This is a genomic window from Bradyrhizobium sp. Kon37 (assembly GCF_055807535.1).
The window spans coordinates 87,051-111,554 of record NZ_JBVVOY010000010.1; the positions used below are offsets into that span (position 1 = coordinate 87,051).

General features: G+C 62.2%; 31 protein-coding genes and 1 pseudogene. 1 reads left to right on the forward strand and 31 read right to left on the reverse strand.

Features of this window, described 5'->3' with window-relative positions:
• Positions 1-4 precede the first annotated feature (4 nt).
• Entirely contained in the window at positions 5-397 is a 393-nt protein-coding gene (locus AC0L3J_RS20030; RefSeq protein WP_473348141.1) for a hypothetical protein, read from the forward strand.
• A gap of 40 nt (positions 398-437) precedes the next feature.
• Here the strand turns inward: AC0L3J_RS20030 and AC0L3J_RS20035 are convergent, their stop codons facing one another.
• The 31 genes and pseudogenes from AC0L3J_RS20035 to AC0L3J_RS20185 all read right to left on the reverse strand — a co-directional run bounded on the left by AC0L3J_RS20035 (position 438) and on the right by AC0L3J_RS20185 (position 24,491).
• Complete coding sequence (locus AC0L3J_RS20035) at positions 438-1,193, reverse strand: Ntn hydrolase family protein (protein WP_473348142.1); 756 nt, start codon at positions 1,191-1,193, stop codon at positions 438-440.
• A gap of 2 nt (positions 1,194-1,195) precedes the next feature.
• The gene (locus AC0L3J_RS20040; protein ID WP_473348143.1) at positions 1,196-1,627 is read right to left on the reverse strand and encodes a hypothetical protein; all 432 of its coding nucleotides are present in this window, start codon (positions 1,625-1,627) and stop codon (positions 1,196-1,198) included.
• A 152-nt stretch (positions 1,628-1,779) separates the two neighbouring features.
• Positions 1,780-3,357, reverse strand: a complete 1,578-nt coding sequence (locus AC0L3J_RS20045) for a right-handed parallel beta-helix repeat-containing protein (protein WP_473348144.1) — start codon at positions 3,355-3,357, stop codon at positions 1,780-1,782.
• Between the two features lie 167 nt (positions 3,358-3,524).
• Positions 3,525-3,767: a hypothetical protein gene (locus tag AC0L3J_RS20050; RefSeq protein ID WP_473348145.1), complete on the reverse strand. Its 243-nt coding sequence runs from the start codon at positions 3,765-3,767 to the stop codon at positions 3,525-3,527.
• Positions 3,764-4,012: a hypothetical protein gene (locus AC0L3J_RS20055; RefSeq protein WP_473348146.1), complete on the reverse strand. Its 249-nt coding sequence runs from the start codon at positions 4,010-4,012 to the stop codon at positions 3,764-3,766. Before AC0L3J_RS20055 ends, AC0L3J_RS20050 begins: the two co-directional genes overlap by 4 nt.
• Positions 4,013-4,046: 34 nt before the next feature.
• Positions 4,047-4,250, reverse strand: coding sequence for a hypothetical protein (locus AC0L3J_RS20060; RefSeq protein ID WP_473348147.1), 204 nt, complete (start codon positions 4,248-4,250; stop codon positions 4,047-4,049).
• Complete coding sequence (locus AC0L3J_RS20065) at positions 4,247-4,729, reverse strand: hypothetical protein (protein ID WP_473348148.1); 483 nt, start codon at positions 4,727-4,729, stop codon at positions 4,247-4,249. Before AC0L3J_RS20065 ends, AC0L3J_RS20060 begins: the two co-directional genes overlap by 4 nt.
• Complete coding sequence (locus tag AC0L3J_RS20070; RefSeq protein ID WP_473348149.1) at positions 4,726-5,139, reverse strand: hypothetical protein; 414 nt, start codon at positions 5,137-5,139, stop codon at positions 4,726-4,728. Before AC0L3J_RS20070 ends, AC0L3J_RS20065 begins: the two co-directional genes overlap by 4 nt.
• A gap of 166 nt (positions 5,140-5,305) precedes the next feature.
• The gene (locus AC0L3J_RS20075) at positions 5,306-5,473 is read right to left on the reverse strand and encodes a hypothetical protein (protein ID WP_473348150.1); all 168 of its coding nucleotides are present in this window, start codon (positions 5,471-5,473) and stop codon (positions 5,306-5,308) included.
• Positions 5,474-6,563: 1,090 nt separating this feature from the next.
• On the reverse strand, positions 6,564-7,169 hold the full coding sequence (locus tag AC0L3J_RS20080; protein ID WP_473348151.1) for a hypothetical protein: 606 nt from the start codon (positions 7,167-7,169) through the stop codon (positions 6,564-6,566).
• On the reverse strand, positions 7,166-7,435 hold the full coding sequence (locus AC0L3J_RS20085) for a toprim domain-containing protein (protein WP_473348225.1): 270 nt from the start codon (positions 7,433-7,435) through the stop codon (positions 7,166-7,168). The genes AC0L3J_RS20080 and AC0L3J_RS20085 overlap by 4 nt, the downstream gene beginning before the upstream one ends.
• A 30-nt stretch (positions 7,436-7,465) precedes the next feature.
• Positions 7,466-7,651, reverse strand: a pseudogene (locus tag AC0L3J_RS20090) (DUF7146 domain-containing protein); the annotation flags it as partial.
• Positions 7,652-7,669: 18 nt separating this feature from the next.
• Positions 7,670-8,089 carry a primase-helicase zinc-binding domain-containing protein gene (locus tag AC0L3J_RS20095; RefSeq protein ID WP_473348152.1) on the reverse strand — a complete coding sequence of 140 codons (420 nt, stop codon included), beginning with the start codon at positions 8,087-8,089 and terminating at the stop codon, positions 7,670-7,672.
• A complete protein-coding gene (locus AC0L3J_RS20100; RefSeq protein WP_473348153.1) occupies positions 8,080-9,558 on the reverse strand; it encodes a DEAD/DEAH box helicase in 1,479 nt (492 codons plus the stop codon). The genes AC0L3J_RS20095 and AC0L3J_RS20100 overlap by 10 nt, the downstream gene beginning before the upstream one ends.
• 132 nt (positions 9,559-9,690) lie before the next feature.
• Complete coding sequence (locus AC0L3J_RS20105) at positions 9,691-9,921, reverse strand: helix-turn-helix domain-containing protein (protein ID WP_473348154.1); 231 nt, start codon at positions 9,919-9,921, stop codon at positions 9,691-9,693.
• A gap of 113 nt (positions 9,922-10,034) precedes the next feature.
• Complete coding sequence (locus AC0L3J_RS20110) at positions 10,035-10,391, reverse strand: PIN domain-containing protein (protein WP_473348155.1); 357 nt, start codon at positions 10,389-10,391, stop codon at positions 10,035-10,037.
• A 2-nt stretch (positions 10,392-10,393) separates the two neighbouring features.
• Entirely contained in the window at positions 10,394-11,617 is a 1,224-nt protein-coding gene (locus tag AC0L3J_RS20115; RefSeq protein ID WP_473348156.1) for a tyrosine-type recombinase/integrase, read from the reverse strand.
• Positions 11,618-11,885: 268 nt separating this feature from the next.
• On the reverse strand, positions 11,886-12,920 hold the full coding sequence (locus tag AC0L3J_RS20120) for a Gfo/Idh/MocA family protein (RefSeq protein WP_473348157.1): 1,035 nt from the start codon (positions 12,918-12,920) through the stop codon (positions 11,886-11,888).
• A gap of 3 nt (positions 12,921-12,923) precedes the next feature.
• Complete coding sequence (locus AC0L3J_RS20125) at positions 12,924-14,129, reverse strand: class I SAM-dependent methyltransferase (protein ID WP_473348158.1); 1,206 nt, start codon at positions 14,127-14,129, stop codon at positions 12,924-12,926.
• The gene (locus AC0L3J_RS20130) at positions 14,122-15,339 is read right to left on the reverse strand and encodes a class I SAM-dependent methyltransferase (protein ID WP_473348159.1); all 1,218 of its coding nucleotides are present in this window, start codon (positions 15,337-15,339) and stop codon (positions 14,122-14,124) included. Before AC0L3J_RS20130 ends, AC0L3J_RS20125 begins: the two co-directional genes overlap by 8 nt.
• Positions 15,336-15,953: a WbuC family cupin fold metalloprotein gene (locus tag AC0L3J_RS20135; protein ID WP_473348160.1), complete on the reverse strand. Its 618-nt coding sequence runs from the start codon at positions 15,951-15,953 to the stop codon at positions 15,336-15,338. The genes AC0L3J_RS20130 and AC0L3J_RS20135 overlap by 4 nt, the downstream gene beginning before the upstream one ends.
• Positions 15,931-16,596, reverse strand: a complete 666-nt coding sequence (locus AC0L3J_RS20140; RefSeq protein WP_473348161.1) for a class I SAM-dependent methyltransferase — start codon at positions 16,594-16,596, stop codon at positions 15,931-15,933. Before AC0L3J_RS20140 ends, AC0L3J_RS20135 begins: the two co-directional genes overlap by 23 nt.
• Before the next feature lie 25 nt (positions 16,597-16,621).
• Complete coding sequence (locus tag AC0L3J_RS20145) at positions 16,622-17,014, reverse strand: LIC12192 family sporadic carbohydrate cluster protein (RefSeq protein ID WP_247396583.1); 393 nt, start codon at positions 17,012-17,014, stop codon at positions 16,622-16,624.
• Complete coding sequence (locus AC0L3J_RS20150; RefSeq protein ID WP_473348162.1) at positions 17,007-17,813, reverse strand: sporadic carbohydrate cluster 2OG-Fe(II) oxygenase; 807 nt, start codon at positions 17,811-17,813, stop codon at positions 17,007-17,009. Before AC0L3J_RS20150 ends, AC0L3J_RS20145 begins: the two co-directional genes overlap by 8 nt.
• A complete protein-coding gene (locus tag AC0L3J_RS20155) occupies positions 17,810-18,928 on the reverse strand; it encodes a DegT/DnrJ/EryC1/StrS family aminotransferase (protein ID WP_473348163.1) in 1,119 nt (372 codons plus the stop codon). The genes AC0L3J_RS20150 and AC0L3J_RS20155 overlap by 4 nt, the downstream gene beginning before the upstream one ends.
• Positions 18,918-20,024: a DegT/DnrJ/EryC1/StrS family aminotransferase gene (locus AC0L3J_RS20160; protein WP_473348164.1), complete on the reverse strand. Its 1,107-nt coding sequence runs from the start codon at positions 20,022-20,024 to the stop codon at positions 18,918-18,920. Before AC0L3J_RS20160 ends, AC0L3J_RS20155 begins: the two co-directional genes overlap by 11 nt.
• An 8-nt stretch (positions 20,025-20,032) precedes the next feature.
• Positions 20,033-20,992: a transketolase family protein gene (locus tag AC0L3J_RS20165; RefSeq protein WP_473348165.1), complete on the reverse strand. Its 960-nt coding sequence runs from the start codon at positions 20,990-20,992 to the stop codon at positions 20,033-20,035.
• A gap of 10 nt (positions 20,993-21,002) precedes the next feature.
• Positions 21,003-21,851: a transketolase gene (locus AC0L3J_RS20170; RefSeq protein WP_473348166.1), complete on the reverse strand. Its 849-nt coding sequence runs from the start codon at positions 21,849-21,851 to the stop codon at positions 21,003-21,005.
• Positions 21,848-22,876: an aminoglycoside phosphotransferase family protein gene (locus tag AC0L3J_RS20175; RefSeq protein WP_473348167.1), complete on the reverse strand. Its 1,029-nt coding sequence runs from the start codon at positions 22,874-22,876 to the stop codon at positions 21,848-21,850. The genes AC0L3J_RS20170 and AC0L3J_RS20175 overlap by 4 nt, the downstream gene beginning before the upstream one ends.
• Entirely contained in the window at positions 22,873-23,493 is a 621-nt protein-coding gene (locus AC0L3J_RS20180; RefSeq protein ID WP_473348168.1) for an HAD family hydrolase, read from the reverse strand. The genes AC0L3J_RS20175 and AC0L3J_RS20180 overlap by 4 nt, the downstream gene beginning before the upstream one ends.
• A complete protein-coding gene (locus tag AC0L3J_RS20185; RefSeq protein ID WP_473348169.1) occupies positions 23,490-24,491 on the reverse strand; it encodes an NAD-dependent epimerase/dehydratase family protein in 1,002 nt (333 codons plus the stop codon). Before AC0L3J_RS20185 ends, AC0L3J_RS20180 begins: the two co-directional genes overlap by 4 nt.
• Positions 24,492-24,504 lie beyond the last annotated feature (13 nt).

Genomic DNA, 24,504 nt, shown 5'->3' on the forward strand with positions numbered 1-24,504 from the left:
CAAAATGCGTTTTGCTGGTCTAGGAGCGCTTTGCCTTGCTTTAGGCGGCTGCGCGGCGTCGTCTCAAGAAGTCGCGGAACGGCTTGGTGCTCGCTACATCGGGCAGAGCTCGGACGCGCTCGTTCGCGAGTTCGGGCCGCCGGCCTCGACCTTTCGGATGCAGTCTGGCGAGACCTCGATGGTATGGCAGCTCACCAGCATCACTGAGATGTCTGGCGGTGACGGGTATGCACAGGCAAGGACGCGCGCCTGCAAGGTGTCGGTTATCGCAAATCAGCGTGGCATCGTGGACAAGCTCGACACGGAAGACTCGAACGCTGGCATTGGGATCATTCCGCGCGCAACCGGCATGTACGGCAGCATCTGCGCTCAACGTCTCGGCATGAAACCAACTTAGTCGGTTTCGGGCTTCCTTGCGGTGGCCCTCCGGCGTTCGCCTATGTTCCTGGCGCGGAAGGCGGCGGACTGCTCGGTGCCTCCTCGACGGAAGCGCGGATGAACTTACCGATATGGTCCTCGAGCTCTTCGACGTACTGAGCAAACTCTTGGGTATCTTGCTCGGCAGCAACCCACTTGCCATCGATCTGTCGGAGTGTCGCTAGCCGCAGCGGGGGTCCCACCTTACCGGGCGCCAATTTGATGGTGTGATCAAGCACCCAATACACGCCGAGCTTGGCTTCGTCGACCGTGGGCATCTTGCCTTTCCAAAGCACCTTGCTGACGAATGCCAAAAACGGGTCAGCCAACATCTGCCCTGAGCCCATCGAAACAAAGAAAAGCTTCTCTGTCTTCATCTCTGGTTGGAAATCGTTTGATGCGAATTCAACTAGCATCGGGCCATCCTTCAGATTCGCCGCGACCAAGGCTCCGAACCCGACGCCGTTTTGAGGATGATTAGGCGCCATGCTTCCAGCCAACTCAGTGAGGAAGCGCTTCGCAATATTGGCTGTACACTCTCGCGCAATGAAGTTCGTAAAGACATTTCCCTTAATTGCCGCTTCAACGTGCTCATGCAGACGCTGGGCGTACCCTATCGACCCCGTACAGGCAACGATGATGCTGTTCGAAAATATTCTTATCTTTCCATCGAATGGAATGTGGATGAGAGGAAATTGGCCCATCGACGAGGTCGCGATGCTGTCGCAACCGATCACAACACCATCACTGCAACGAACCCCAACGAGAACAGTCAAAGCTAGCCCCTAAAAATGCTGTTCGCTCTCATTTCTGGGTACGTGTCATAGATCGACTTCACGAGGCTACTAAATGACTGAGCCCGAACCCAAGTAGAAACATCGCGAATGTACTGCTGCGCTGTAGGTGTCAGCTGGCGCAGTATGGTCTGCGCTCGCGCCACACCCGCCTCTGTTGCGGCATACGTGTTCCACCGGCCGGTCCCGGATGGGGCAATGATCGCTTCGCCATCTCGGCTAAGCGCGGTTGCTTCATCGTACACGGCGGAATCGAACGGGCCGTAGTCATAAGGTACAAAATTAAAGTTGCCGCCCTCGACCAGCCCTGGAACATTTCGCGTGATCAGGAACACAGCCTTTTGCAACTGTACTGGCGAATAGGCTCGCCCATCGGACGCTGCCAAAATCGCTAAGACCAATTCGCGACGGTTCATCTGCGCACTCGCTTGGTGGTCGAATCGCTGTTCATTCTGTTCCTCACGACACCTGCTAGCAGGTTAACACTCGGTTAAGGCTAAGTAAAACAGGTTGATTTCGCGGCACGAATCACGGTTTGCCTCAGGCGGTGCCGCTCATCCGCAGGCCCTCACGGCAGCGCGTCCACAGCCGGTGTCGTTCCGCCAAATGTGGTTCCACTAGCTGCTCGAGCATTGATGAACCTGAATCCGGCCTTGGTCGATGCAGTGTTGTACTGCGAGAAATCGCCGGCCGTGTTGCCTACACCGGCGACATTGATCGCAACGCCAAAAGTTACCGCCCCTGTTTGGTTTGACGGGTTCACGGAGATGCCCCAGCCGCCGTTCGACGTCACTTGGACGTTCTCGATGGTGATGTAGTCATCGCGTGTGTTGATGCTGTCGGGCTCGATATCGATGCCGTGACCTGGGGCAGTGATCGCACCGGCGATATAGCCGTTGGTGATGGTCGTGTAGATCGCGCCAACAAGCGAGATGCCATTGCGCTGGCACGTCGAAATGCGAAACCGATCGATTTTCACGCGGACGGATTGACCGCCATGCGTATTATCTCCTCCGATGTAGAGACAATCACCGCCAGTGCCACCACCGTTTATAAAAGTCGCGTCGGTGATGGTGACGTTCGATGCCGATATGATCCAAACGGGGATCGATTGATTCCCGCCCGTTAAACCGGTTTTGTTGGCGTCGAAGGTGCCCCCTTGGATGACGACGTTTGAAGGACCGGCGCTGAGGAAGTCGGCGTTACCAATGAGGAGGGTCGTGTTATTGGCGGCCGAATTCCGGGTCTTGAGCGTGGCCCCATAGAGCCACAACGTCGTGTTGCTCGAAACAAGCAATGTCCCGCTATATGCGCAGGTCTTCCCCGGCGGAATGTAGCCGATAAATGCGTTACCGGAGACCGCGGTCAGCCATGCCTGCAAGGCAGTGAAATCGTTCGTCGAGCCATCGCACACAGCGCCATAGTCGGTCGGGGATCGCCACGGCAACGCGCTGGCTGCGGCCGATGACCACTTCGACACGCCGTCGCTGCGAAGCTCGACCCGGCCGTAAGCCGTGGTGATCGTCGTGCTGGTCGAGCCATTGATCGTATCCGACCCCGAGCGCTGAATCGTCAGGCTGTTGGTCGACGAGACGCCGCCGAAGTAATCGGCCACCATGATGGTCTGGCCCGCATTGACCGCACTCGCGGCCGGTAGCGTCCACGTCCGCGCTGCAGTGAATGTTGCTGTGGTGCCGACTGTGCGGTCGGTCGACAGGATGGTGTAGATGCTGTCGCCGTGGCCGGTATATTGGTCGATATTGAGCCCGGACGATCCGCGTGCGAGCGGCGCCGTGATCTGGCCAGTGCCACCCTTCGCGACTGACAGCGGCAGCGCCAGCCAACTCGGGTCTGCGCCGGTGCCGCCAGATTGCAGCAGGCTCCCGGCTGCGCCCGGTGGAAGGCCGGTCCAGCCGCCCGAGCCGCGATAAGGGATGCTGCCCCGCGTCGAGCCAAGCACCGTGTCGAACAGGTTGGCCGAGAACAGCGTCGAGTTGGGGATGGCCTGCGCGGGGCCTGGGCCGTTGCCCAGCCTTCCGATCACGGAGTTAGCTGGGATCGTGGGGAACGTCTGTGCGACCGCCGCAGTGGCCGTGAACAGGGCGAGGATGCCGGCAATGGCTGCTTTGAACGAACGACGGGACATAGAATGTGTGCCGAAATTTCGACAGACGCCTCTTGCTGGCATCGTGTCTCCGCTTCGGCCTTATCCTCGTCGGGGGGCCGTCTTCTCCTTTCTGCCTTGTCCCTTTCGGGGGGCGGGTTACTTCCGATCAGCTTGTCCTTGCGGGGCTGAACTCTCGGTCTGATGCGTTACTTCGACGTCGCCTCTACGGAGCGCTTTGCTTCCGGATTTGCTTCGACCGCCTGGGTGAGCTTGACCAGCAACGACCAATATGCAGGCGGCGGCCTCTGCGAGATGGGCTGGCGATCGAGTGACTGCTGCAAGGCGATCACCTCCGCCGGTGTGAGCTTGAGCGTGATGTTAGTCGCCTCGCCGGCATGAGCCGCCGTGGCGGCAACAAGCCATACGGCTATCGCTAGGCGGACGCTCATGCTCCACCGGTGCCGAGGGCGAGCAGCGCGGGGACGAAGTTCGAAGAGGGCAGGCCGTTAGCTACACAGGAAGCGATGACCGACCGATAGAATGCAATTTCTGCCGTCTTGATCGCAGCGTTGTAGGTAGCGAGCGAACCGCCACTATCATAGGTAAGCTTGGCGCTGCCGATGGCTGCCTGCCTTACCACTTCCGCGTCACTGCAAGTGGTGGCGTGCGCTTTGTGTGTCGATTGAATCATCATTTGTCATGTTCCTATTTGCGGGATTTCGCCTGATCTAAACCGCGCCTGGCACGCTCATTGATCCGAAGTCGATCGCGAGCGCCTGACCCGCCGGGCTGTAGCCTGCGTTCTTGGCACCTTGCATGCGCTTGCGTCTTACTTCCTCGGTCTCGTCAGCCGTGCGCTGCATAAGATCGCCGCCGCCATAGCTGTTGTTCAGAAGGTTGAGCGCTACGCCAGCCGGGGTCGAGGCGATCACGACTGCTTCTCCGCTTTCACGCTGCTGCTTAAAATCACGTTGAGCAGGGTCATCTGCCGCACCGCTTCTCCGTCGGAGGCCATATACCGTTTGGTGAAGTCGTGATCTTTCAGCAGGCGCGCCTTGGTCGCAGTGGCGGCCGCATGCTCCTTTAAAGTGACCTCGTCACCGGCCAACACTTGCCTGATAACGCCGGTTTCAACTCCTGCGTCGCGGAGCCACGCGGCGGCGCCGATGTTCAGGATGTGGCCGGACTCCTGTATCGGCGCATCGTCCAAAACGCCCGCGAGCGCTTTCTCGATCCGGTCGCCGCTCTTGATGGCGATCTCAGACAACGAGCGGAATTCGGCGACCTGAGGACCGTTGCCTTTCAGGAAATCGGCCGTCCACAATTTGTCCGCACGCAACTCAGCTAGCTTGGCAGCCGCCTGATCGGGCGTCGGCGCCGCTGGCGTCGGCGGGGTTGGTTGATCGGTCATGCTGTGGCCTCATATCCGGGAATTTTTAGCCGTACGGCCGCGGCCTCAAACAGCGCGCGCACCGCGGGATTGCCCTGGAGCCGGGGCCCAACCCCGCCAACCAGTATCGGATGCGCGCAGCCAGCGCCGGTGATCACGCATCCGGTCGCCTCGCGGCACATTCCGCAGCATTGCTTTGCCGTGATGCCCTCGGTCGCCGCTTCCGGGTCAGCCTCGACCTGGCGCCGCCAACCCGCCGCCGCTTCACGATCGAGACGCTGCGCCAGTTCATGGGCGAGCCCGTTGCATTCGATCTGAAATTCAATGGTCCGGATCTCGGTGACGAGCGCCGCCAGATCCTCGCGGCCTTTCGGCATGCCCTCATATGCCGCCAGCGCCCGTTCAGCGACCTGCAACTTGAGGCCAGCCAATTCGCGTTCCAGGGCGGGACGCTGTCCGAGTACAGGGGGCGCACGGGAGGCGGGTGGATGGACCGCTGTGGGAATTGGCGGCGGGCCAGCAGCAATCCCTTGGGCAGAACTGGCCATGGTGGGCGGGGCCGGCGGAGAGGACGGCGGCTGGCGCGACAAAATCATGCTACGCCACCATCGCATCGGGCTGCTGCTTTGCCAGCTCGAGGTGATCCTTGACCAAGCAGCGCACGTAATTGGCCAGTGTCCGGTGCTGAGCTTCCGCAAGCCGCTCCAGCGCCCGCCGGTCGTCGGCCTGCATCCGCAAAACGATCTGCTCGTCGAGGTTCTTCATCACGCTTCTCCAATCTCGCCGCTGTACATGGGGACGCAATGTAGTCCCCAGCAACGCACCGGCTCGATGGCGGGCGTTTCCGCTTGGTCCAGCGCTCTTTCACACGGGCGACCGCTTCCGAATCCTCGACCATGACCAACGCTACCCCCAGCGCGCCAAGCAGAGCCCCGAAAGACATCGGTCCAAGGTTTTTCATCGGGGTGGGCGCGAGCAACTTGCTCGTGTAGCCGGATTGAAGCCCGCCAATCTCCCCAATGAGCTCGTGCGACAAATCAAGTTCATTCAGGCGATCGCGAAGGGCCTGGATCAGAGCGGGGTAATCCGTAATCAGCCGCGCAGTCATGTCAGCGCCCGCGAACCGTTGGCTGGACGCCGATTTTTTTTCGGAAGTCGCCGCCAACTTTTAGTGACGCTTCGGCAACAGGTTTTTTCCAAGGGGACCGCGTAAGAGAACGAGCAGATGAACTCGGGCGCGAGCGCTGGAAGTCTGGGGTAGCCGGGTGGGGTAGGGGTCTTCTCAGGGCAAACCATGGGGATCTGACCGCCGATCGGTCGACGGCCTCGCGCGCGTGCCTGCAATCTTCCCATGGCTTCCGGTGCTACCTGTGCGCTACCGAGTGGTGTGCAAATCAGTTCTGGCTCAGCTTACACCAGAGTAAGTCTTTGAAGCAATTGAGATGCATTGCAGTTAGCTGCAAGACAGCACCTGTCCACAAGACTGATGGTATAGTAACTGCGCTAACGTCGTTAGCTTTGGCGTGCCGTTGAAACGCGAGTCTTTGCCGTGGGTTGGGGCAAAAGCGCGGAGGGCGAAGCCGGCTCTCTCAGTTACTTGCGTGTGGGTGAGATTGAGGTGTTCTAGAGCCTTCACCTCCACCTCGGCCAAGACTTCACCGCGGAAGCAGTTGGGTGAGAAAGTAGGGTCCGAGCAATGGACAGAATATGCTCTGACCACACTTTCTCACGCCGAATGAGAAAGTCTGGCCCGAGCATATAGGTCGCCTCGCGCGCGTGTGTGCGCACTGCCGCGCTCGCGGATCTTCTGGTTTCTGGGGAGGTATCAGGGAAAGCGCGGGCGAAAACTGTCCGCTCACTGCAATGGCGGCTGCTTCTGCCGGCGATACCACGTTGCCATCGACACGCCCTCCGCGATCCAGGGCTTGCCATGGCCGATCGCGCCGGCCTCGTACTCGTGCCGCGGCTTGACGCCCCTCAGGCGGCGCTTGGCATGGCGTGCGGCCTGTCTGGTCACCGCTTGTTCGGCCGCCGCTTCTGCCCTCGTGATGTCGATCGCCCAGATGGTGCCGATCTTCAACATCTTGCGCTCAACCCATGTCAGACGGACACGCTTCCCCAAGGTGTCCGCGCCCCACCTGATGGGCTTGGCCAGCGCGGCGGCGATGAGTGCCTCCGCTTCGTCGCGCGACATCCACGGGGCGCGACGCGCCAGCCATGCGGCAGCTCGGACACCTGGCGCCTTCTCGCCGCCGATCTGCACAAGGTGGTGGACCGCGATCTTTGCGTCGTCCCGGCCGGCGTCATCGTCTGGGAGCTCGGCTTGTCCATAACGATGGTCGAACAGGCGATCGAGTTCGGCCAGCCTGACCGGGGCCATGGAGAATTTGCGGCCGTTCCGGTGGCGGACCTGGATCTCGCGCTTCTTCGCCTTGACGATGTGGGGCGCTGGTCTGGTCATCCGCGGAGCACGTCGTTCCAGTCGGTGCCGACGTGCTCGGGAATGCGGACATCTACAACAAGTCGACCGGCGAGCCGGGCAGCCAAGGCATAGGCGGCTTTCTGACCGGCGCCGTTGATGTCGTTGTCGCCGAAGATGACTAGGCGCTGCACCTGGGCGGGCGGTTCGAACTTCTCGACGCCCCCATCGCTCAGCGCCGCCCACGTCGGCACCGAGAACAACTGCATGGCGGCGAAGGCGGTCTCGATGCCCTCGGCTACGCCCATCTCGTCGGCGGGCGCTACCAGCCGCACCGCGCCGCCGGCGGGGACCGTGCCCGGGCAGAACATGCGCACCTTGTCGACGTCTGCCTTCTTGCCGTCGATGGTGATGTAGGTCTTGTGGATCGTTGCGGGCTTGCCGTCGGCATCCGACACCCTTGCGAGCATGGCCGGATGCCATGAGACCGGCGGCCCGCTATGTCGCACGCGCATGCCGGTTCGGAGGCACTTAGGATAATTCTACATAGCGATGCCGCGACCACGAAGCCAGCGATCGGCGGGATCATCAACCTGCACCGGCGCGCCGCTGTCCCACAGCTTGTTCAGGGCAGCGCGGTTGTCCTGGTCGGAGCGTTGCGTGCGGATTTGCTCGAGCGGGGCTTCACCTAGAACACGTTCAATGCGCTCGGCGACATCGCGGAAGGGCAGCTTGGTATACTTGAGCGCAAGCGCGACGCCGTTGCCGCCCTGGCATTGATTGCAAAACCAAGTACCCTTGCCGTTGAGGTCGGTAAAGCGCCAACGATCCTTCCCTCCGCACATAGGGCAGGGGCCGTTTTTCTTGGTCAGAAATCTCTTATCGATGCCGAGCGCCGGCAGGATAGAGGTCCAGCGACCGCGCGCGCGTTCGTGCAGCGGCGTGTTGTAGGTCACCGCCATGACGACGACCCCTTCGCCTTCGCAAAAGCGATCTGCCTGGATTTAACCCAGGCACGGGTTGTAGCCGACGGGGCCATAGTCGGAAGGTCGTTCCAGTTCCATGGCGGGAAGTGGCCGAACTTCACCCGGTGCTGCTGAGCGGCCCATCCGCCCTTGTAACCGCGCTCCTGCGCGATCGACCTGAGCTCGCTGAAAAACCTGATCTGCTCTTGCTGCTCGGCCGGTTTCAAAGCGCTCCGTGACTTAAACTCGACGAGCTCGCCGTCCTTGCTGACGACATCGCACTTCGGCTCCGGCTTGAATCCGCACGCCGGGCAATTCGGCGTCTTCGGCGGTTTCAGGAAGGTGCACTTCGGACATTTCTTCGGCAGCGCCTCCTTCGCCTTCGGCTCCGCCTTCTGACGTTCGCGGCCATCGTCGAGCTTATCGTGGCAGATGTCGGTGACGAAGCCGAGGCGGAGGTGGTTGTCGCTGTGGTCGAGGATCAGGCAGTCATCTTTTCCGTCGGCCGTACGCAGGCCGCGACCGATCATCTGTACGAACAACATCTCGGACTTAGTCGGCCGGGCCAGGATGATGGCGCGAACGTCCCAATCAATGCCGGTGGTCAGGCAACCGACGTTGCAGACGATCTCGACTTCGCCCGCATGGAAGCGCTTGGCGATCGCGGCGCGCTGACTGGCTGGCGTGTAGGCGTCGATGTACTCGGCAACAACGCCGGCCGCGATGAACTTCTGCTGCAAGTTTTTCGCGTGCGCGCGATCGACGGCAAAACACAGAGTGGGGCGGCCACGACCACGTTCCTTGAACGTGTCGACGACGTCGGCGACCAGGCCGGACTTATCCATCGCCTTCGACAAGTCGCCTTCATGGTAGTCGCCGGCAAGGGTGCGCACGTCCGTCAGGTCGGGAGAGGAGGGCGCGAACACACGGAAGCGCGAAAGGTAGCCGGCTTCGATCAATTCGCTGGTCGTCGCTGCAATGATCAGCTTGGTGTAGATCTTGCCCAACCCCCTCGACCACGGGGTGGCCGAAAGGCCGATCACCGGAATGTTCGCCATCTCGGGGCTCGCCAGCCAGTCCCGAATGAAGTCGAACTGCAGATGAGCCTCGTCAATGACGACGAGATCGAAATCCCCAACGTGCTTGCGGCGCGTCAAAGTTTGCACGCTCGCGACCTGCACGGGCCGCGCATAGTTCGTAAGGTGGTGATCTGCCTGGATCACGCCGATGTCGCGGATGCCGTCGGCGTAAAAGCGCTCGATGGTCTGGTCGATCAGCGAGATTGCGGGAACGACGAAGATAATGCGCCAGCGCGCGGCGAGCGCTTCAATGATCAATTCGCTCGCGGTTTTGGTTTTGCCTGCCCCGGTCGGTGCCATGAGCATAATGCGGCGTTCGCCTTCCCTGATGGCAAGGCGGACGGAGCCAAGAGCTCTTTCCTGGTGGGGATGAAGGGTCGCGCCCATCGGTTGCCTTTCGGCGGGCGGGCCTTGCGAACGGCTCAGGGAACGATTAGGACAGCAGCGTCGATTTGGCGGTCGGCAAGCTGAAGCGTTCCCGCGGCCCGTGTGCGAAGACCTCGCGCGCGGGTCGTGTCGTTAGGAAGTTGCGGAAACGACGCCCTGCGCGATCTCGAGCTGGCGCATGTGGGCATCAAGCACCGACTGGCGCCACAAGAGCTTGCCGTTGATGCGAGTGGGGCGAGGCACCTTGCCGGTGCGCACCAGAACCCGGAAATGGCTTTCCGAGTAGCGGTAATAACTGGCGGCGTCTGCAGTCCCGAGATAAGGGTCGCGAACTGCGATGTTGTCGTGCGTAGAAACCTGCATTGTATGTCACCGATTTGCGGTTATCGATGACGAATTTGATCTCGGCTGCGTCGCCCAAATAAGCTGTCAAATTTTTCGTTGAACAGTCAGGTGACAAACCTCACGCGAAGATGTCACCCCCTTTGTGGCCAGAACGGATTCTTCTTTCTCTTCGCATTTAAGCGCTGGATCTGTCGCAGAATAACTTCCGTTTGTTGGAAAGTCGGATTGGAAAACTTCTCGGCAGCAAGGGCCCGCGCGAACGCTTTGACATTGCCCTTAAACTCTATGTCCAGGCGGTCGATCTCGCCCATGTTCTCGATTTCGTTGAGACGCTCTTGCGTCGGCGGCGTTCCCCAAAGGCTGAATAGGTGGCGCGCTTTCTCGTCACCCAGCAATTCGCGGATCTCCAAGAATAGGCTCAAGGCTTTGCGCTTAGCCCACCCGTACGGGTCGGTTGTTTTCTCGTAGGAGAAGTCATCCTCGGCCATCGTCATGCCTCCGCTGCGGCAGCTATCGCCTGCTGCTCGGAGACGATCCTGTCCAGATGCTTCGCCCAACGGTCGAGTGCTGTACGCTTCTCGTCGGCGTAGAGGTAGGTCTGATAGGTTCGCTCAAGTTTCGGTGGCAGATGATTCAGGCAAGCTTCGACGATGTGCGGTTCAGTTCCTATTCGCTGCAGTCCGTTTGCAAATGAGCGTCTCAGATCGTGAATTGTCCAGGGCGTGAGCTTGTGCCCGGCCTCGGCGATGCGCGTGTCGAGCGCCGCCTTTGCTTTTGACCATCCCGAAAAACCGCGCGTTGTGCCGTGACCGAAAACGAAATCTTCGCGCGCTTCCATCGCGGCGGCCAAAAGCTCTACTGCCAGATCTGAGAGCGGAACCATGTGTTCGCAGCCGTTCTTTGATCGAGCGGCGGGCAATATCCATTCAGCTTTTGCGAGGTCAATCTCTGAGGTAGCTGCGTGGCCAACCTCATCGCGACGACCGCCGGTGAGGAGGAGTAGCTTAACAATTTTACCGAATTGATCGTCGCGACACGCCTTCCAAGCAATGGCAAGTTCTGAATCGAGGAGGGTGCGCTTGGGCTTGTCATCCTTTTCCGCCGCGCCGTCATAGAGCGCAAAGACGTTCTTCTCGAGTATCCCACGGCCCATGCACCAGTGCATGAATGCGCGACCGGTCGACCAGACATGGCTGGCAGCGCCTGGGCCGGCGCTCCGCGAGATCTTCTTATACAAGCTAGCGACATCGTCCTGGGTGATAGTGCGAATTGGCCTAGATGAGAGTGGCCTGCAGTGGTCTTCCAGATGACGCTTCACCTCAGCATAGGAGCGAGGGCGCATCGGCTTCTTGTTTTGCTTAATTGGGTGCAGCTTCTCGTCGAGGTATTCGGCGACAAGCTCGCCGAAGTGGTCTTTGTGCTTGGCCTGAGCCTGCCGCCGCAGATCGATAGGGTTCTCACCCTTCGCCACATGTCCCGCTGCGATTTTAGCCTCAGTCTTGGCTTGCTCGCGATGGAATTTGGCAACGTCGCCGATTTCGAACTTGTAGGTGCGGCCGCCTTTGGTCATCCGATACTGGTAGACCCACTTTTTCCTGCCGCTGCGATAGACCCTGACGCCGAAGTTTTCGATCGAGTCATCGAAAAAGATCTTCCCGTCCGGCTCATCGGTAGCGAGAGCCAGTTTCTTCACAGCATTGTCGGTGAGATTCATAGGCTGCTTTCGGTAGCGCACAGGTAGCGCCGACATCATCAGGGAGCATCAAAAATCGCTACCTATGATCACCGAAAACTGATGGTAGTCTACGAAAATCAGCTATTATGCACAGTATAGATACCGATAAGTACCGATCGTCACTAGGACCATCAAACTCCAAAACCGGGGGTCGCAGGTTCGAGCCCTGCCACTCCTGCCAGCGAAATCAAACACTTAGCTAGAACGTGGGCGATCAGCCATCGCCCGGATATTGCTGGCGTGAGCCCTAGCCGCTGACCTGCCGTTGCCAGATCGCCTCCGCAAGGGCGATGTCGGCCACGGAATCCTCGCCGGACGCCAGCGGCGTCTTCTGTTCCGCGATATCGGCGACGAATGCATCGGCTTGACGCCGAAAGGCCCAGCTCGTGTCGCGCGACAATCGCGTGCGTTGTCCTTGCTGATCGAGGATGACCTCCGCCTCCTGCTCGGCAAAAGGCGGGGGCAATTCGATGGTCAGCGCGCCCCGCTCGAATTCGATGCTCAGCCCCTCGCGCCAGACGCCTTCGGATCCACTCGCGAGTTGCAGCGCGCAGGCGACGCCGTCGAAGTCGAGTGTCACGGTCGCCGCGCCCGAGGTCTCGATGGTGCTTTCCGCGACTGTCGGTGACGATCCGAGCACGTAGCGCGCGAGGTTGATGATATGGCTGAACACGTTCAGAAAATTGTCGTAGCCGGGTCGCATCGCGCCCGGCATCCAGTCGGGGCCGTCCTGCCAGAGCTCGAGCCCGTCCGGCCGCACTTCGCCGGTCATGACGAAATTGTCCTGTGCCTGGCCAGTGTTGCCGCCGAAGCACCAGCCGCGCGCGCCGACAATGCGTCCAAGCGACTGATCCGCTCGCAGGCGCGCCAACTCGGCCATCGCGCGCGCCACTCCGGCATCGTGCCGCTTCATGTAGCCGATGCTGTAGACGAGGTTGTGCCGCCGCGCCGCCTCGGTCAGTGAAACGGCCTGAGCCGTGGTGTAGGCCATCGGCTTTTCCGAGAGCACATGGCGACCGCTGTTCAACGCATCCAGCACGATCGGGCCGGTGGCGCGCCGCTTCGTCACGACGACGACGGCCGACACTTCGCTATCCGCCAGCAATTCCCGGTGCGTACCGTAGACCCGAGCGATGTCGAATTTTTGCGCCGCTGCGGCGGCGAGATCAGGCCTGAGATCCGCGATCGCGACAACGCGGCAGGCGGGGTTGGCGGCGAAATTGGCGAGGTGGCACATCTGGCCGACCATGCCCGTTCCGATGATGCCAATGCCTGGCCTCACTTGCTAGGACCCCTCGAAGCGTTTCCGGAGAACGAGGAAATGCGCCGGCTGTCCCCAGGTGTTGATGAACGCCTGATCGGATTGGGTGAGGGCGGTGACTGTGGACACGTCCCGTCGCCCGATCGCGCCAAAGATGCGATGGAAACTATCGAGGGTCGCCATGATGGCGTCGATGTCGGACGCATCGTCGGCGAGAATGTTTGTCGCCGGTATCGTCTCGCGCAGCGACGCAAGGCTCGCGATCGCACGGGGCAGGCTGTCGCCGAAGGGATCGTCGATCATCGCATCGACATCGAGAACCAGTGTCTCGATCGAAGCCGAGATCGCCTCGACCGCTTCGGTCTTGCCGGCCAGATAGAGCTTCCGTCCGCCGAGAAAGCTCAGACGGCTGCGGCCGAGGTGGCGCGTCGTGCGCCTCAGCTTCTCGTCATCGGACAGGACCTTCTTGTGCCAGTAGACGTCCAGGCTGTCGCGATAAGCGGGCCACGCCGAATGGATATCGAATCCCTGCTCGTGCGCCGCCGTGCATAAGGCTCCCGCGTCGAGGAAGTAGCGGTGCCGGACGAAAGGATTTTCGAGCACGTCCATCAGCCAGGATTCGAAGCTGCGCGTGTGCGGAATGCTGTTCCATTTCGCGTCGAACAGCAGCTTCGCCGTTTCGAGTCCGGGACGGCCGGTCAGTGCCTTGCCGGCCGCATGAATCGCCTTGAGCGCGAGCTCGAAGAAGCCGCCGTAGCGCTCGTAGTAGGAAACGACGGCGTAACCGTCCGGATTGAGCAGCCGGTGAAAGATGCCGAGCCAATTTTCAGTCGGCTGCACCGTGTAGATGAATCCTTCGGCATCGATGATGTCGAAACGACGATCGCCGCGAAAGCCTTCGACATCGGATGACACGAGTTCGCGGAGACGTTGGGTCTGGCTGAAATGCGCGAAGTAAGCCTGGATTTTTGCGTGCGCATGCCGGTTCGGCTCGGCAAGCGTCATGTTCGCGCCCCAGCCGGCGAACACCAGCGCGTTCTCGCCGGAATCGGGGCCGAATTCGAGCACGTCTGCGTCGCGGAACAACCGCGGCGGCAGCACCAGCTTGTCGGAAAACAACTCGCGCCGCAGGCCGGCATAAGCCTCGAGTTCGGCGGCGGATTTGAAATTCCCGAACGTCGGCAAGACGTCCTGACGTTCGTAATAGTTGAAGAGCTTGTCCTCAGCCATGCCGCGACCCTGCGGCGGCCTCGAGGCGATCGAGCTCGCTCCAGATGTCGGAGGGCGCGAAGATCGAAACGATGTGGAGCGGACGCTTCACGTTTTCGCGCAGCCGGCTGCCGACCTTGTCTTCGTTCTCCTGGTTCACCGCCAGAAGACAGACGAGCGGCTCCGACTTGCCGGCAAGGTCCTCCGGCGGGCGGATCGGAACGCCGGTGCCGGGCAGGAACAAGCCCTGGCGCTCCTTCTGGTCGTCGACCGAGAGGTCGACGAGATCCGCGAGTTCATGGGCATTGGTGAAGGTGCAGGCGCGGCAGCCGGCGCCGTAGATGGCGATCTCGGCGCCGTTGGCGCGGGCCTTGGCGAGGATCGGGCGGAGCCGCGCGCCGTACTCCCTGGCGCGCCGACCGAATTTCTCGCCGACGCCGGACGGCGCGGACGGGGCCGTCACGTCGCGCGCTACGCGTCGCGCTGCGATCGCGAGGCTGCCGCCGCTGAAATTGTATTTCTTCACCGAGACCGCCTCGAAGCCGTGGCGCGCCAGCAACGCGAGCAGCGTCGGCTCAGTGAAGTAGCTGACGTGCTCCTCCCACAGGACCGAGAGGTCACCCGCCGTCGAGCCGGGTGCGAAATCAGGCACGTCGATGAACAGCAGGCCGTCATCGCGTAGCGCGATTTTCACGCAATCGAAAAAGTTCTCGAAATCGACGATGTGCTCCAGCACCTGGCGCGAGACGACGAGGTCGAACTTGCCGGCCTCCGCGACCGCGTCGTGACACAGCGCCGGGCTGATCATGTCGGCATAGACTTTGATGCCGCGTTCGCGGGCGATCTTGCCCGACACCGGGTTGGGCTCGACGCCCACCAAAACCTTCGCACCGCGTTCACGAAGCCTGTCCATGAACAAGCCGTCGTTGCATCCGATCTCGAACACGGATTGGTGGGCCGAGAATTTGGCGATGGTATCGAGCTCGTCGACCTGGTGCGGCTCCGGCTTCCAGCTGCTGAAATTGTAGTTGAACTGCCGGTACAAAATGTCGGGATCGATCGGCTTGACGATCTGGGGCAGGCCGCATTCGCCGCAGGCGAACACCTCGAACGGATACCGTTCGTCCTGTTCGTCGCGGCTGTGCCGAAGCCGATGCGCAATCGGCATCTGTCCGAGGTCGATGACCGGGCGCAAATTGGTCGAATGGCAGAGGCGGCAATGATCAGTCATCGAATAGGAACCTCTGCTGGAATGGCTCGTGAAGCATGGCGATGGGCCAGATGCTCCGCGGCGAGCGTAGCGGTCCTAGTGACATAGACCTGCACTTCCCCGGCATCGCCGCCATCCGGTGCCCAGTCGGGAAACGCCGTGCGGGAGGGATCGAACGGACCGGCGGTGGTTTCGTGAAACACCAGCCACTCCGAGGTGATCAGGATCGAGTGAAAAACCTGCTCGGGCATCCGGTAATAGCAAAGCGCGCCCCGGCCGTACGGCGCCATCTCGAGCACGTCGCGAATGCGGCCGTCGTCCTCGAAGATCACGACCTGCGCAGTGCCTTCGATCAGGTGAAACGATTCAGGTTTGCCAAAATGCTTGTGAGGCCGCACATAGGCCTCGCGGTGATGCACGATCAGCATCTCGTGCAGGCCGGACGAAGGATCGGGGTGCGTGCACAGCCGGCTGCGCAGACGCGGATTGCCTGCGGCGATGCGCTTCAGCTCCGCGATCGTGGCATCGTCCGCCGTGACGATGGCGTCGTCCGAATAATACACTTCGGGATTTTGCGCACGTAGCGAGGCCGGCCGGCGCAGGCCCGTTGCTTCATTCGAAGAAGATGAACCCATGGTCGCCCCGGTAGCCGCATTTGTCGTAGATCCAGGCCCACGTCTCCGGACCATGGAAACTCAGGCAGGTGAGCTGCCAGTAGAGCAGGTTCGCCTTCTCGCGCTCGTCGCGGAACGATTCCACCATCAGATATTTCGAGGCGCCGCGTCCCACGCGCTCGATCTCCGACACGGCGCGGAAGACGTCCTCGAGCGGAAGATTGTGGAGCACGCCGAGCGACACCACGAGATCGAAGCTGTGGTCGGGGTAGGGGAGCTCGACGGCGCTGCCGACCTTCAATTGCGGTCGCACCTCCTCCTTGGCGTTGGCGATGCTATAATCCGAGATGTCGATGCCGGCGATGGTGAGGCCGGGTACGAGCTGGGTGAATTCGTAGAGCAGATAGCCCTTGCCGCAGCCGACATCGAGCACGCTCATCCCTGATTTGACGCCATAGCGGTCGATCAGGGTCTGCGCGAGCGGGCGCCATCGTCCGTCGTAGCGGTAACCGCCGTAGCCATAGCGGCGATCGCCGTCCCAATAGTCGTGTCCCCATTGCCGCGCGACAGTGGCGGATTCCGCCTTGTCGTGCTCGACGACCCGCTGAACGTAGTTCCGCTTGGTCGATGCGTGCATCGGCTGGAGCAGGTTGATCTCGGTCATTGTCCTGAACCGGTCCGCGGCATCGTCACAGGATGGTCGCGAATTTGTTGACGAGCAGGATGTCCTCGACGGCCTGGATGTTGTCGCGCGAGGACAGCGTGATCTCCTCGACGGCCGCGTGCAGGTCGCAGCCCTCGCTCAGCACGCGGTCATAGATCTCCCGCCGCCGTGCCTCGTCGGGCGGCAGCATGAAGATGCTGTAGAGAATCAGGCCGCGCAACCGCGGCAGCTCGTCCAGGATGTCCTCGAGCACCATGTAGCTGCCGGGCATGGTGTGCTCGGCGGCGCTGAGCAGATAATGCAGATTCTTCCGCCGCGCATAGTCGCGGATCACGATGTTCTGGACGTGCTGCGGGGTGCGGCTGCCGTTCAGCGGCCGGGCGCCGATATAGCCGCGATGGCCGGCTCGCTCAGCCATGGAAGCCTCCCGGGAGCTTGTATTGCATGCCGACGCGTGTCGCCGGACGCAGCAGGATCGGTTCGAAGAATTCGCCGAATCGCTTGTCCGCGTAGGGCGACATGATGCTCTTGAAGCGGCAGTTCATGCTCCAGCGCGAGCCGGCTTCCTCGTTGACGCGATTGCCGTGCATCAGGGTCTGGTTGAACAGCATCACGTGACCGTAGGGAATCTCGATGAACGTCGCGTGCGGCTTGATGCTCTGGTAGAGTTCCTCGGCGCTGCGCAGGCTGGCCATGCGGTCCTGCATGTCCCCGTTCAGGGATGGCGGCAGCAGATACATCGATTTGGTGCGGTGGACGTCGACCAGCGGTACCCACACCACGACCTCGAACGGCGAGTCGCCCGACCAGACGTCGGAATGGGTGGCGAGCAGCGACGAATCGTCTCCCGGCAGCTGGATGCTGAGATTGACGCGGCGCTGCATGCAGAGCTCGTTGCCGACGATGGTCTCGATGGTCGAGCGAGCCAGACGGAAATAGGTCGGCCGGAACCACGGCTCGGCGTTGAGGCCGTTGAAGACGTGCAGCCGCAGGCCGTTGAGATCATCTACGCTCACCCGCGTGTGGATGGTGTCAAGTATCGCGTAGGGGTCGTTGCCGCGTGGCAGCTTCAGATAATCCGCCGCGAGCTCGGCGGCGCGCCGTTGGATCCGATCGAGCCCGGCGCGATCGTCGGCCGGCGTGGTGACGAAGCCGTCGTCGATGAAGCGTTGCGCCAGTGCCTGCTCATCGGCCTCGAGGAAAGCCGTGTCCGTCATGCAAAATACTCCCGGGCGGTCGCGCAAATATAGCTGATGTCCGAGGTCGAGAGGAACTGGTTGATGGGAAGCGTGAGGATCTGATCCGCCTGCCGCTCGGTCACCGGGAACGCGCCGCGACCGTGACCCAGATGCGCCGCCGCCTCCTGGAGATGGATCGGTACCGGATAGTGGATCGCGGTCTCGATGCCCTTGTCGGCAAGATATTTCTGGAGGTCGTCGCGGCGGTCCGTCTGCACCACGAAGGTGTGGAAGGTGTTGAACTCGATGTTGCGGCAAACCGGGATGAACAGGGGAAGGCCGGCGAGCTCGGCGCGGTATTGCGCGGCGTTGCGGCGCCGGCGTTCGATGACAGAGGGCAGGTGACGCAAGCGAATCCGGAGCACCTCGGCCTGGACCGTGTCGAGGCGTGACACGATGCCCCATTCCTGAACGTCACTGCGATTGATCAGGCCGTGATTGCGCAGGCGGCGAATTCTCGCGGCAAGCTCGGCGTCGGCGGTGACGACGAAGCCGGCGTCGCCCGCGGCATTGAGGTTCTTCAGCGGGTGGGCGGAGAAGCAGCCGAACGTTCCGATGGTCCCGCTCATCCGCCCGTCATAGGTCGAGCCGACAGCCTGTGCGCTGTCCTCGATCACGGCAAGAGCATGCTTGGCGGCGATCGCCATCAGCGGGTTCATGTCGGCCATGCGCCCGGTCAGGTGCACCGGCATGATCGCCCTGGTCCGCGGGGTGACGGCGGCCTCGACCGCGGCCGGATCGATATTCTGATCCGGCAGCACGTCCGCAAACACAGGTGTGGCACCGACCGCGAGGATAGCGGCGGTTGATGCCACGAACGAATTCGGCGGGGTGATCACCTCGTCCCCGGGACCGATGTTGAGCGCCCGCAACGACAGGATCAGCGCATCGGTGCCGGAATTCAGCGTCACCACATGCGGCGAGCCGAGATAGGTGGCGAGCTCCTCTTCGAGCTTCGCAACGGCCGCGCCGCCGATGAAATCGCCGCGCCGGAACACGCCCTCGACCGCCTGCATGATCTCAACGCGCTCTTCCTCGAATTGCGCGGGAAGATTGACGTAACCGATGCGCCGGCGGCCGGTGTCAGCGTCCATGGCAGAACTTCCGAACGATCTCGATGACGCGGTCCTGCTGCGCGCGCGTCAGATGCTGGTCGACGGGGAAGCTGATGACTTCCTGGGCGTGGCGGTCGGTGACCGGGAAGGTGCCCGGCGCGTAGCCGAGGTGTTTGAGGCCTTCCTGCTGGTACAGCGGGATGGGATAGTGGATCTTCGCTTCGATGCCGTTGTCCAGGCAGTATTTGTAGAGCTCGTCGCGACGCTCGGCGAACACCATGTAGAGATGGTAGACGTGCTTCACGTTGGGCCGGCGCGGCGGAATCCGCAGGCCGGGCAGGTCGGCAAGGCCCGAATCGTAATAGGCCGCGTTCTCGATCCGGCGGCGCGTGATCTCGCTGGTCTGGCCGATCAGCCAGTTGCCGACCACCGCCTGGAGGGAATCGAGCCGCGAATTGCAGCCGAGGATCGCGATCTCGTCGCGATTCTTCATGCCGTGGTTGCGGATCAGGCGAAGCCGCTCGTTCATCCCGTCGTCATTGGTGACGACGACACCGGCATCGCCCCAGACGTTGAGGTTCTTGAGCGGATGCAGCGAGAAGCCGGCCGCGATACCGTGGGTGCCGGACCGTTTTCCCGCGAACTCCGACAGGATGCCCTGGCAGGAATCCTCGACCACGGGGATGTTGTGACGCTGGGCGATCGCCATCAGCTTGCCCATGTCGGTGACCTCGCCGGTCAACTGAACCGGCATGATCGCCTTGGTCTTCTCGGTGATCGCGGCTTCGACGTAGTCGACGTTCATGCAGAAGGAGTCGTCGCAGTCGACCAGCACCGGCGTCGCGCCGGTCTCCGCGATGGCGCCGACGGTGGCGATGAAGGTGTTGGCGGCCGTGACGACCTCGTCGCCATGGCCGATGCCGAGCGCTTTGAGCGGCAGCTTGAGCGCATCGGTGCCCGATCCGACGCCGATGGCGTGACGCACGCCGATCAGCTCGGCAAAGCGCCGTTCGAATTCCGCGACCGGCTTGCCCAGGGTGAAGTCACCGGTCGCCACCAGTCGGCCGATCTCGGCCAGGATCGGTGCCGGGTCGGAGAATTGCTCGAGCAGATAGGAATATCGAACGTCGTGCATGGGGCCCGTCAGGTGGAATGAAGTTGCGGAGAGGAGGTGTGCGAGGCGGTGAGCGCGCGCGCGATCGAGGTCGCAATGGCGTCGGCGGAAAGTCCGTGCTTCTTGAGCAACGAGTCCTGCGATCCGTAATTGTGCATGAACCGGTCCGGCAGCGACAACCGCAGCATGGCGGGCAGGCCAGAGCCGAGCTTGTCGATCAGCGCCTCCGCGACCGCGCTGCCAAGGCCGCCCGAGGGCACGTGCTCCTCCAGCGTCGCTACCAGCCCGGTGCCCCGGATCGCTTGCAGCAGCGCCTCGGTGTCGAGCGGCTTGACCGTGTGCATATGCAGGATGCCGGCGCGAATGCCTTGCGCTGCCAGCAGGTCGGCCGCAGCGAGTGCGCGCTGGAGCATGATGCCTGTCGTGACCATGACGACGTCGCCGGGCGGCCGCATCAGGATGGCCTTGCCGATCTCAAAGCCGTGCTCGGCCTTCGAGACCACGGCGTCGCCACCTTTGCCGAGCCGGATGTAGATCGGCCCGGTCCAGTCGAGGGTTTGCTCCATCAGCCGCGCCGCCTCGTCGGCATCGCACGGGCAGACCACCGTCATGTTCGGCAGCGCCCGCATGATGGCGATGTCCTCGATCGCCTGGTGGGTGGGGCCGAGCGGCGCGTAAACCAGCCCGCCGCCATTGGCGATCAGCCGCACCGGCAGATTGTGCAGGCACAGATCGACCGCGACCTGCTCGTAGCAGCGGCGGGTGAGGAATGTGGCGATGGTGTTGACATAGGGCACGAAGCCTTCCATCGCGAGACCGGCCGACATGCCGATGATGTGCGCTTCCGAAATGCCTTCGATCAGGTGGCGCTTGGGAAACTCCTTGCTCATCGCGCGCAAGGTGCCCGCGCCCGGGTCGGAGCCGATGTAGAGCACACGCTCGTCGCGCGCGGCGAGCTTGTGGACCATGTTCATCGCGGTGTTGCGCATGAGGACCCGATCAAAAATCCCCGACGGCGACGCGGATGGCGTCGAGCTCGCTGTCGGTGAGCTTGTTCTTGTGATGCCAATCGGCGTTGGATTCCGCGGCCGGCAGCCCCTTGCCCTTGACGGTATGGCAGATGATCGCGGTGGGTTTTCCCGGAACGGCTGGGACTTGCTTCAGGACTGTGCGCAGGGCGCCAACGTCGTGGCCGTTGAGCTCCTGGACGGCAAAGCCGAAGCTGCGCCATTTGTCCGCGAGCGGCTCCAGCGGCAGGACGTAATCGGTGGGCCCGTAGCTCTGCAGCTTGTTGTAGTCGATCAGCGCGACCAGATTGTCGAGCCCGTGCTTCGCCGCCCCCATGGCAGCTTCCCAAACCGATCCCTCGTTGATCTCGCCATCGCCAAGCAGGACGAAGGTGCGGTAGCTGCGCTCGCGCATGCGCGCAGCGAGCGCGAGGCCGACACCGATCGACAGGCCGTGTCCGAGCGCACCCGTCGAGGCCTCGACCCCCGGCACCATTCCGTATTCGGGATGTCCGCCCAGAATGCTGTCGGGGCCGCAGAAACCGTCCAGCTCCGACAGCGGAAAGAATCCGCGATCGGCCAGCAGCGCATAGAGCGCCAGACACCCGTGTCCCTTGCTGAGGATCGCGCGGTCGCGGGCCGGATCGCACGGGTTGTTCGGATCGATCCGCAGCACGTCGTCGTAGAGTACGCGGACCATCTCGATCAGCGACAATGCCGGACCGACATGTCCGCGTCCCGCGGAGCGGACAGAACCGAGCACCAGTCGGCGCAGATAAAGGCTACGCTCGTCCAGCGTGCAGGTGAGGGCGGCTTCGGCGTAGGGTGAGATCTGGGTCACTTCGGTAAATCGGTTGGGCGAATCGTCTGGTGAAGCCGGCGGGCTTTGTCGAGCTGACCGGCGAGGCGGATCCTAACATCGCCACCTTGCGCAGCCATTGCGCGCCGGGAGCGGCTGTCCGGCAAATAGGCGTTCAGGACAATCAGGCACCAGATTCCCTTGAACACAGGATACAGTACGTCACGTCGGATCGCAAACGCATCATCGCTCGCCTCGAAGGCGCGCGACAGCCGTTCGATCAAGCGATTCGCGCTCGCTTCCGGCAGGTCGCTGCCGGGGTGAATGGCGGTATCGGACACGAGCTTGACCGGGTCGTCCCAGCCAAAATATTCGAAGTCGATGAATCGCAGGCGCCCGTCTTCGGCGCGCAACGCGTTGTGCAGTCCGAAATCGGACGGACTTAGCGCGCGAAGGCTGGGCGCAAGGTCCGCCGTTGGATCCCAGCCCAGTTCCGCGTAGCGCCGACGGAGCTGTCGAATCGCGACGTCAATGCTGGGAACCAGGCTGCCTTCGATAAACGCACGCAGATCGGGATGATCATCCGAGGCCCGCTTCAGTGCGTCCAGGCGCTGCTCGTACTGGGCGATGGCCGCCTCGGGCGAGAAGATGCTGGCTGAGGCGTTCCGCAGATTCTGCGCACCTTCGGCCTCGCGCAGCTTCTGCAGCTCTACGAGGAAATCGGCGAGTTGGTCGGCGTCGTCGCCCTGGGGACGCAGCACCGCGGCCTCGCCGTCGAACCATTGGTACAGCGCGCAGAATGCATCTGCGTCCTTCGCGACCGGCTGCGGTGTCGACGTGATGCCGTGGCGCGCCAGGAACGAGAGCGCATCATACTCCTGTCCCAGGCGATCGCGTCCGTCGGACGGATAATGCTTGAGGGCGAGGGGCGGTCCATCCGCCATCTCCAGCCGAAATACCCTGTTGTTGCCGCCGGATCGTGCCGGCTGGGCGGACGCAACACGCGCACCGGCCAGGCGGCTGCCGATCGCCATCGCATCCGGCGCGGTGATGTCGGTCTCGCTCATGCCGCAAACACCTCGCGGCGGATATCGGCCCATGTCGCGATCGGCTTGCAGTGTTCGGGGTGGGGCGGCTGCGACTGCGTGAACAGGATCGATCGCGTGGCCTTCGGAAAATGCGGTTGTTCGAAGACGTCGACGAGGTCATCGATGAAGACGTCGAGCTTCAGGCTCACGAGCCTCTCGACCTTGGCGGGCAGTGTGTCCTCGAAATAGACATCGCCGATAGCCAGCGCCGCATCCGCAGCGTCGACCAGGTTGGCCCCCCGCAGCCAGCTGCGCGCGGCGTCACGCAGATCGGTGCGGCCGGGGTCCTGATGACCGAATCGGGTCTTGTGGCTGACGATGCAGACCTTCGAGCCGGCCTGCTTGCACGCCGCCAGGAATTCCCGCACTCCCGGATAGATTTCGGCGCCGCCAATTCCCTTGCCGTAGACGAAGCCTTGCAGTCCTTGCCAGGCGAGCTCGCCGCCCGCGCGGGACCGGAGATGATCCCGTAGGTCGGTCTTAAGCCCCTCCCACCCTTCCGGCACCAGCCCACGCTCACGTGCGACGGCGGCAAAGACCTTGTCGTAGCAGATGATCGTGTTGTCGAAATCGATGCCGATTCGCACGCCGCTCACTTCAGGCTGATGTTCTGCATCATCTTGATGTTGAAGTACCGGGGGTCGTTGAGCGAGTTCGGCAGGCGGCCGCCCTTGAAGGCGTTGACGAGGCCGGACACGGCCTGCTCGATCGTGTGGGTCGGCGCAAAGCCGAGCTCGCGGCGGATCTTCTCCGACGAGACGTGGTAGGAGCGGAGATCGTCGGTCGGCTCGACGACGACGTCGACATTGCTGCCGACCACCGACTTGACGATGTCGGCGATCTTCATCAGCGAGTGGTTCTCGTAACCGATATTGTAGGTCTTGCCGTCGATTTTTGCGCCATCCTGCTGGAGCAGGAACAGATAGGCCGCCGACATGTCCTCGATGTGCAAATTGGGCCGGCGCTGCGTTCCGCCGAACACGCGGATGCGGCCGGTGTTGACCGCGAGATTTGTCAGGATGTTGACGACGACGTCGAGCCGCTGCCGCGGTGCGTAGCCGCAGACGGTGGCGGGACGAACCGTGCAGGTGACGAAACCGGACGCGGCCTCATCGGCAAGGTCGGTCTCGCACATCGCCTTGAACTTCGAGTAGTCCGTGAGCGGCTCGCAGGACAGGTCCTCGGTCACCTCGGCTTCGTCCTTGATGCCGTAGACGCTGGACGAGGAGGCATAGATGAAGCGCTTGATGCCCGCCTTCTTGGCGGCGCGCACCATCGGCCGGAAGCAGTCGTAATTGATCGACTTGCCGAGCCCCGGGTCCAGCTCGAACGACGGGTCGTTGGAGATGCAGGCGAGGTGAATCACGGCGTTGTTGCCGCGCAGGGCCTCGTTGATCGCGGCTTCATCACGGATGTCGCCCTTGATCAGGCGCAAATTGGGATTGCTGCGGACGGCATCGAACACGTCCTCGCCATACATGAACAGGTCGAGCACGGTGACCTTGTGGCCCGCAGCGAGCAACTGGGGAATCAGCACGCTACCGACATAGCCGGCACCACCGGTGACCATCACATTCCATTTTTGACCAATCACTGTCGTTCTCCAG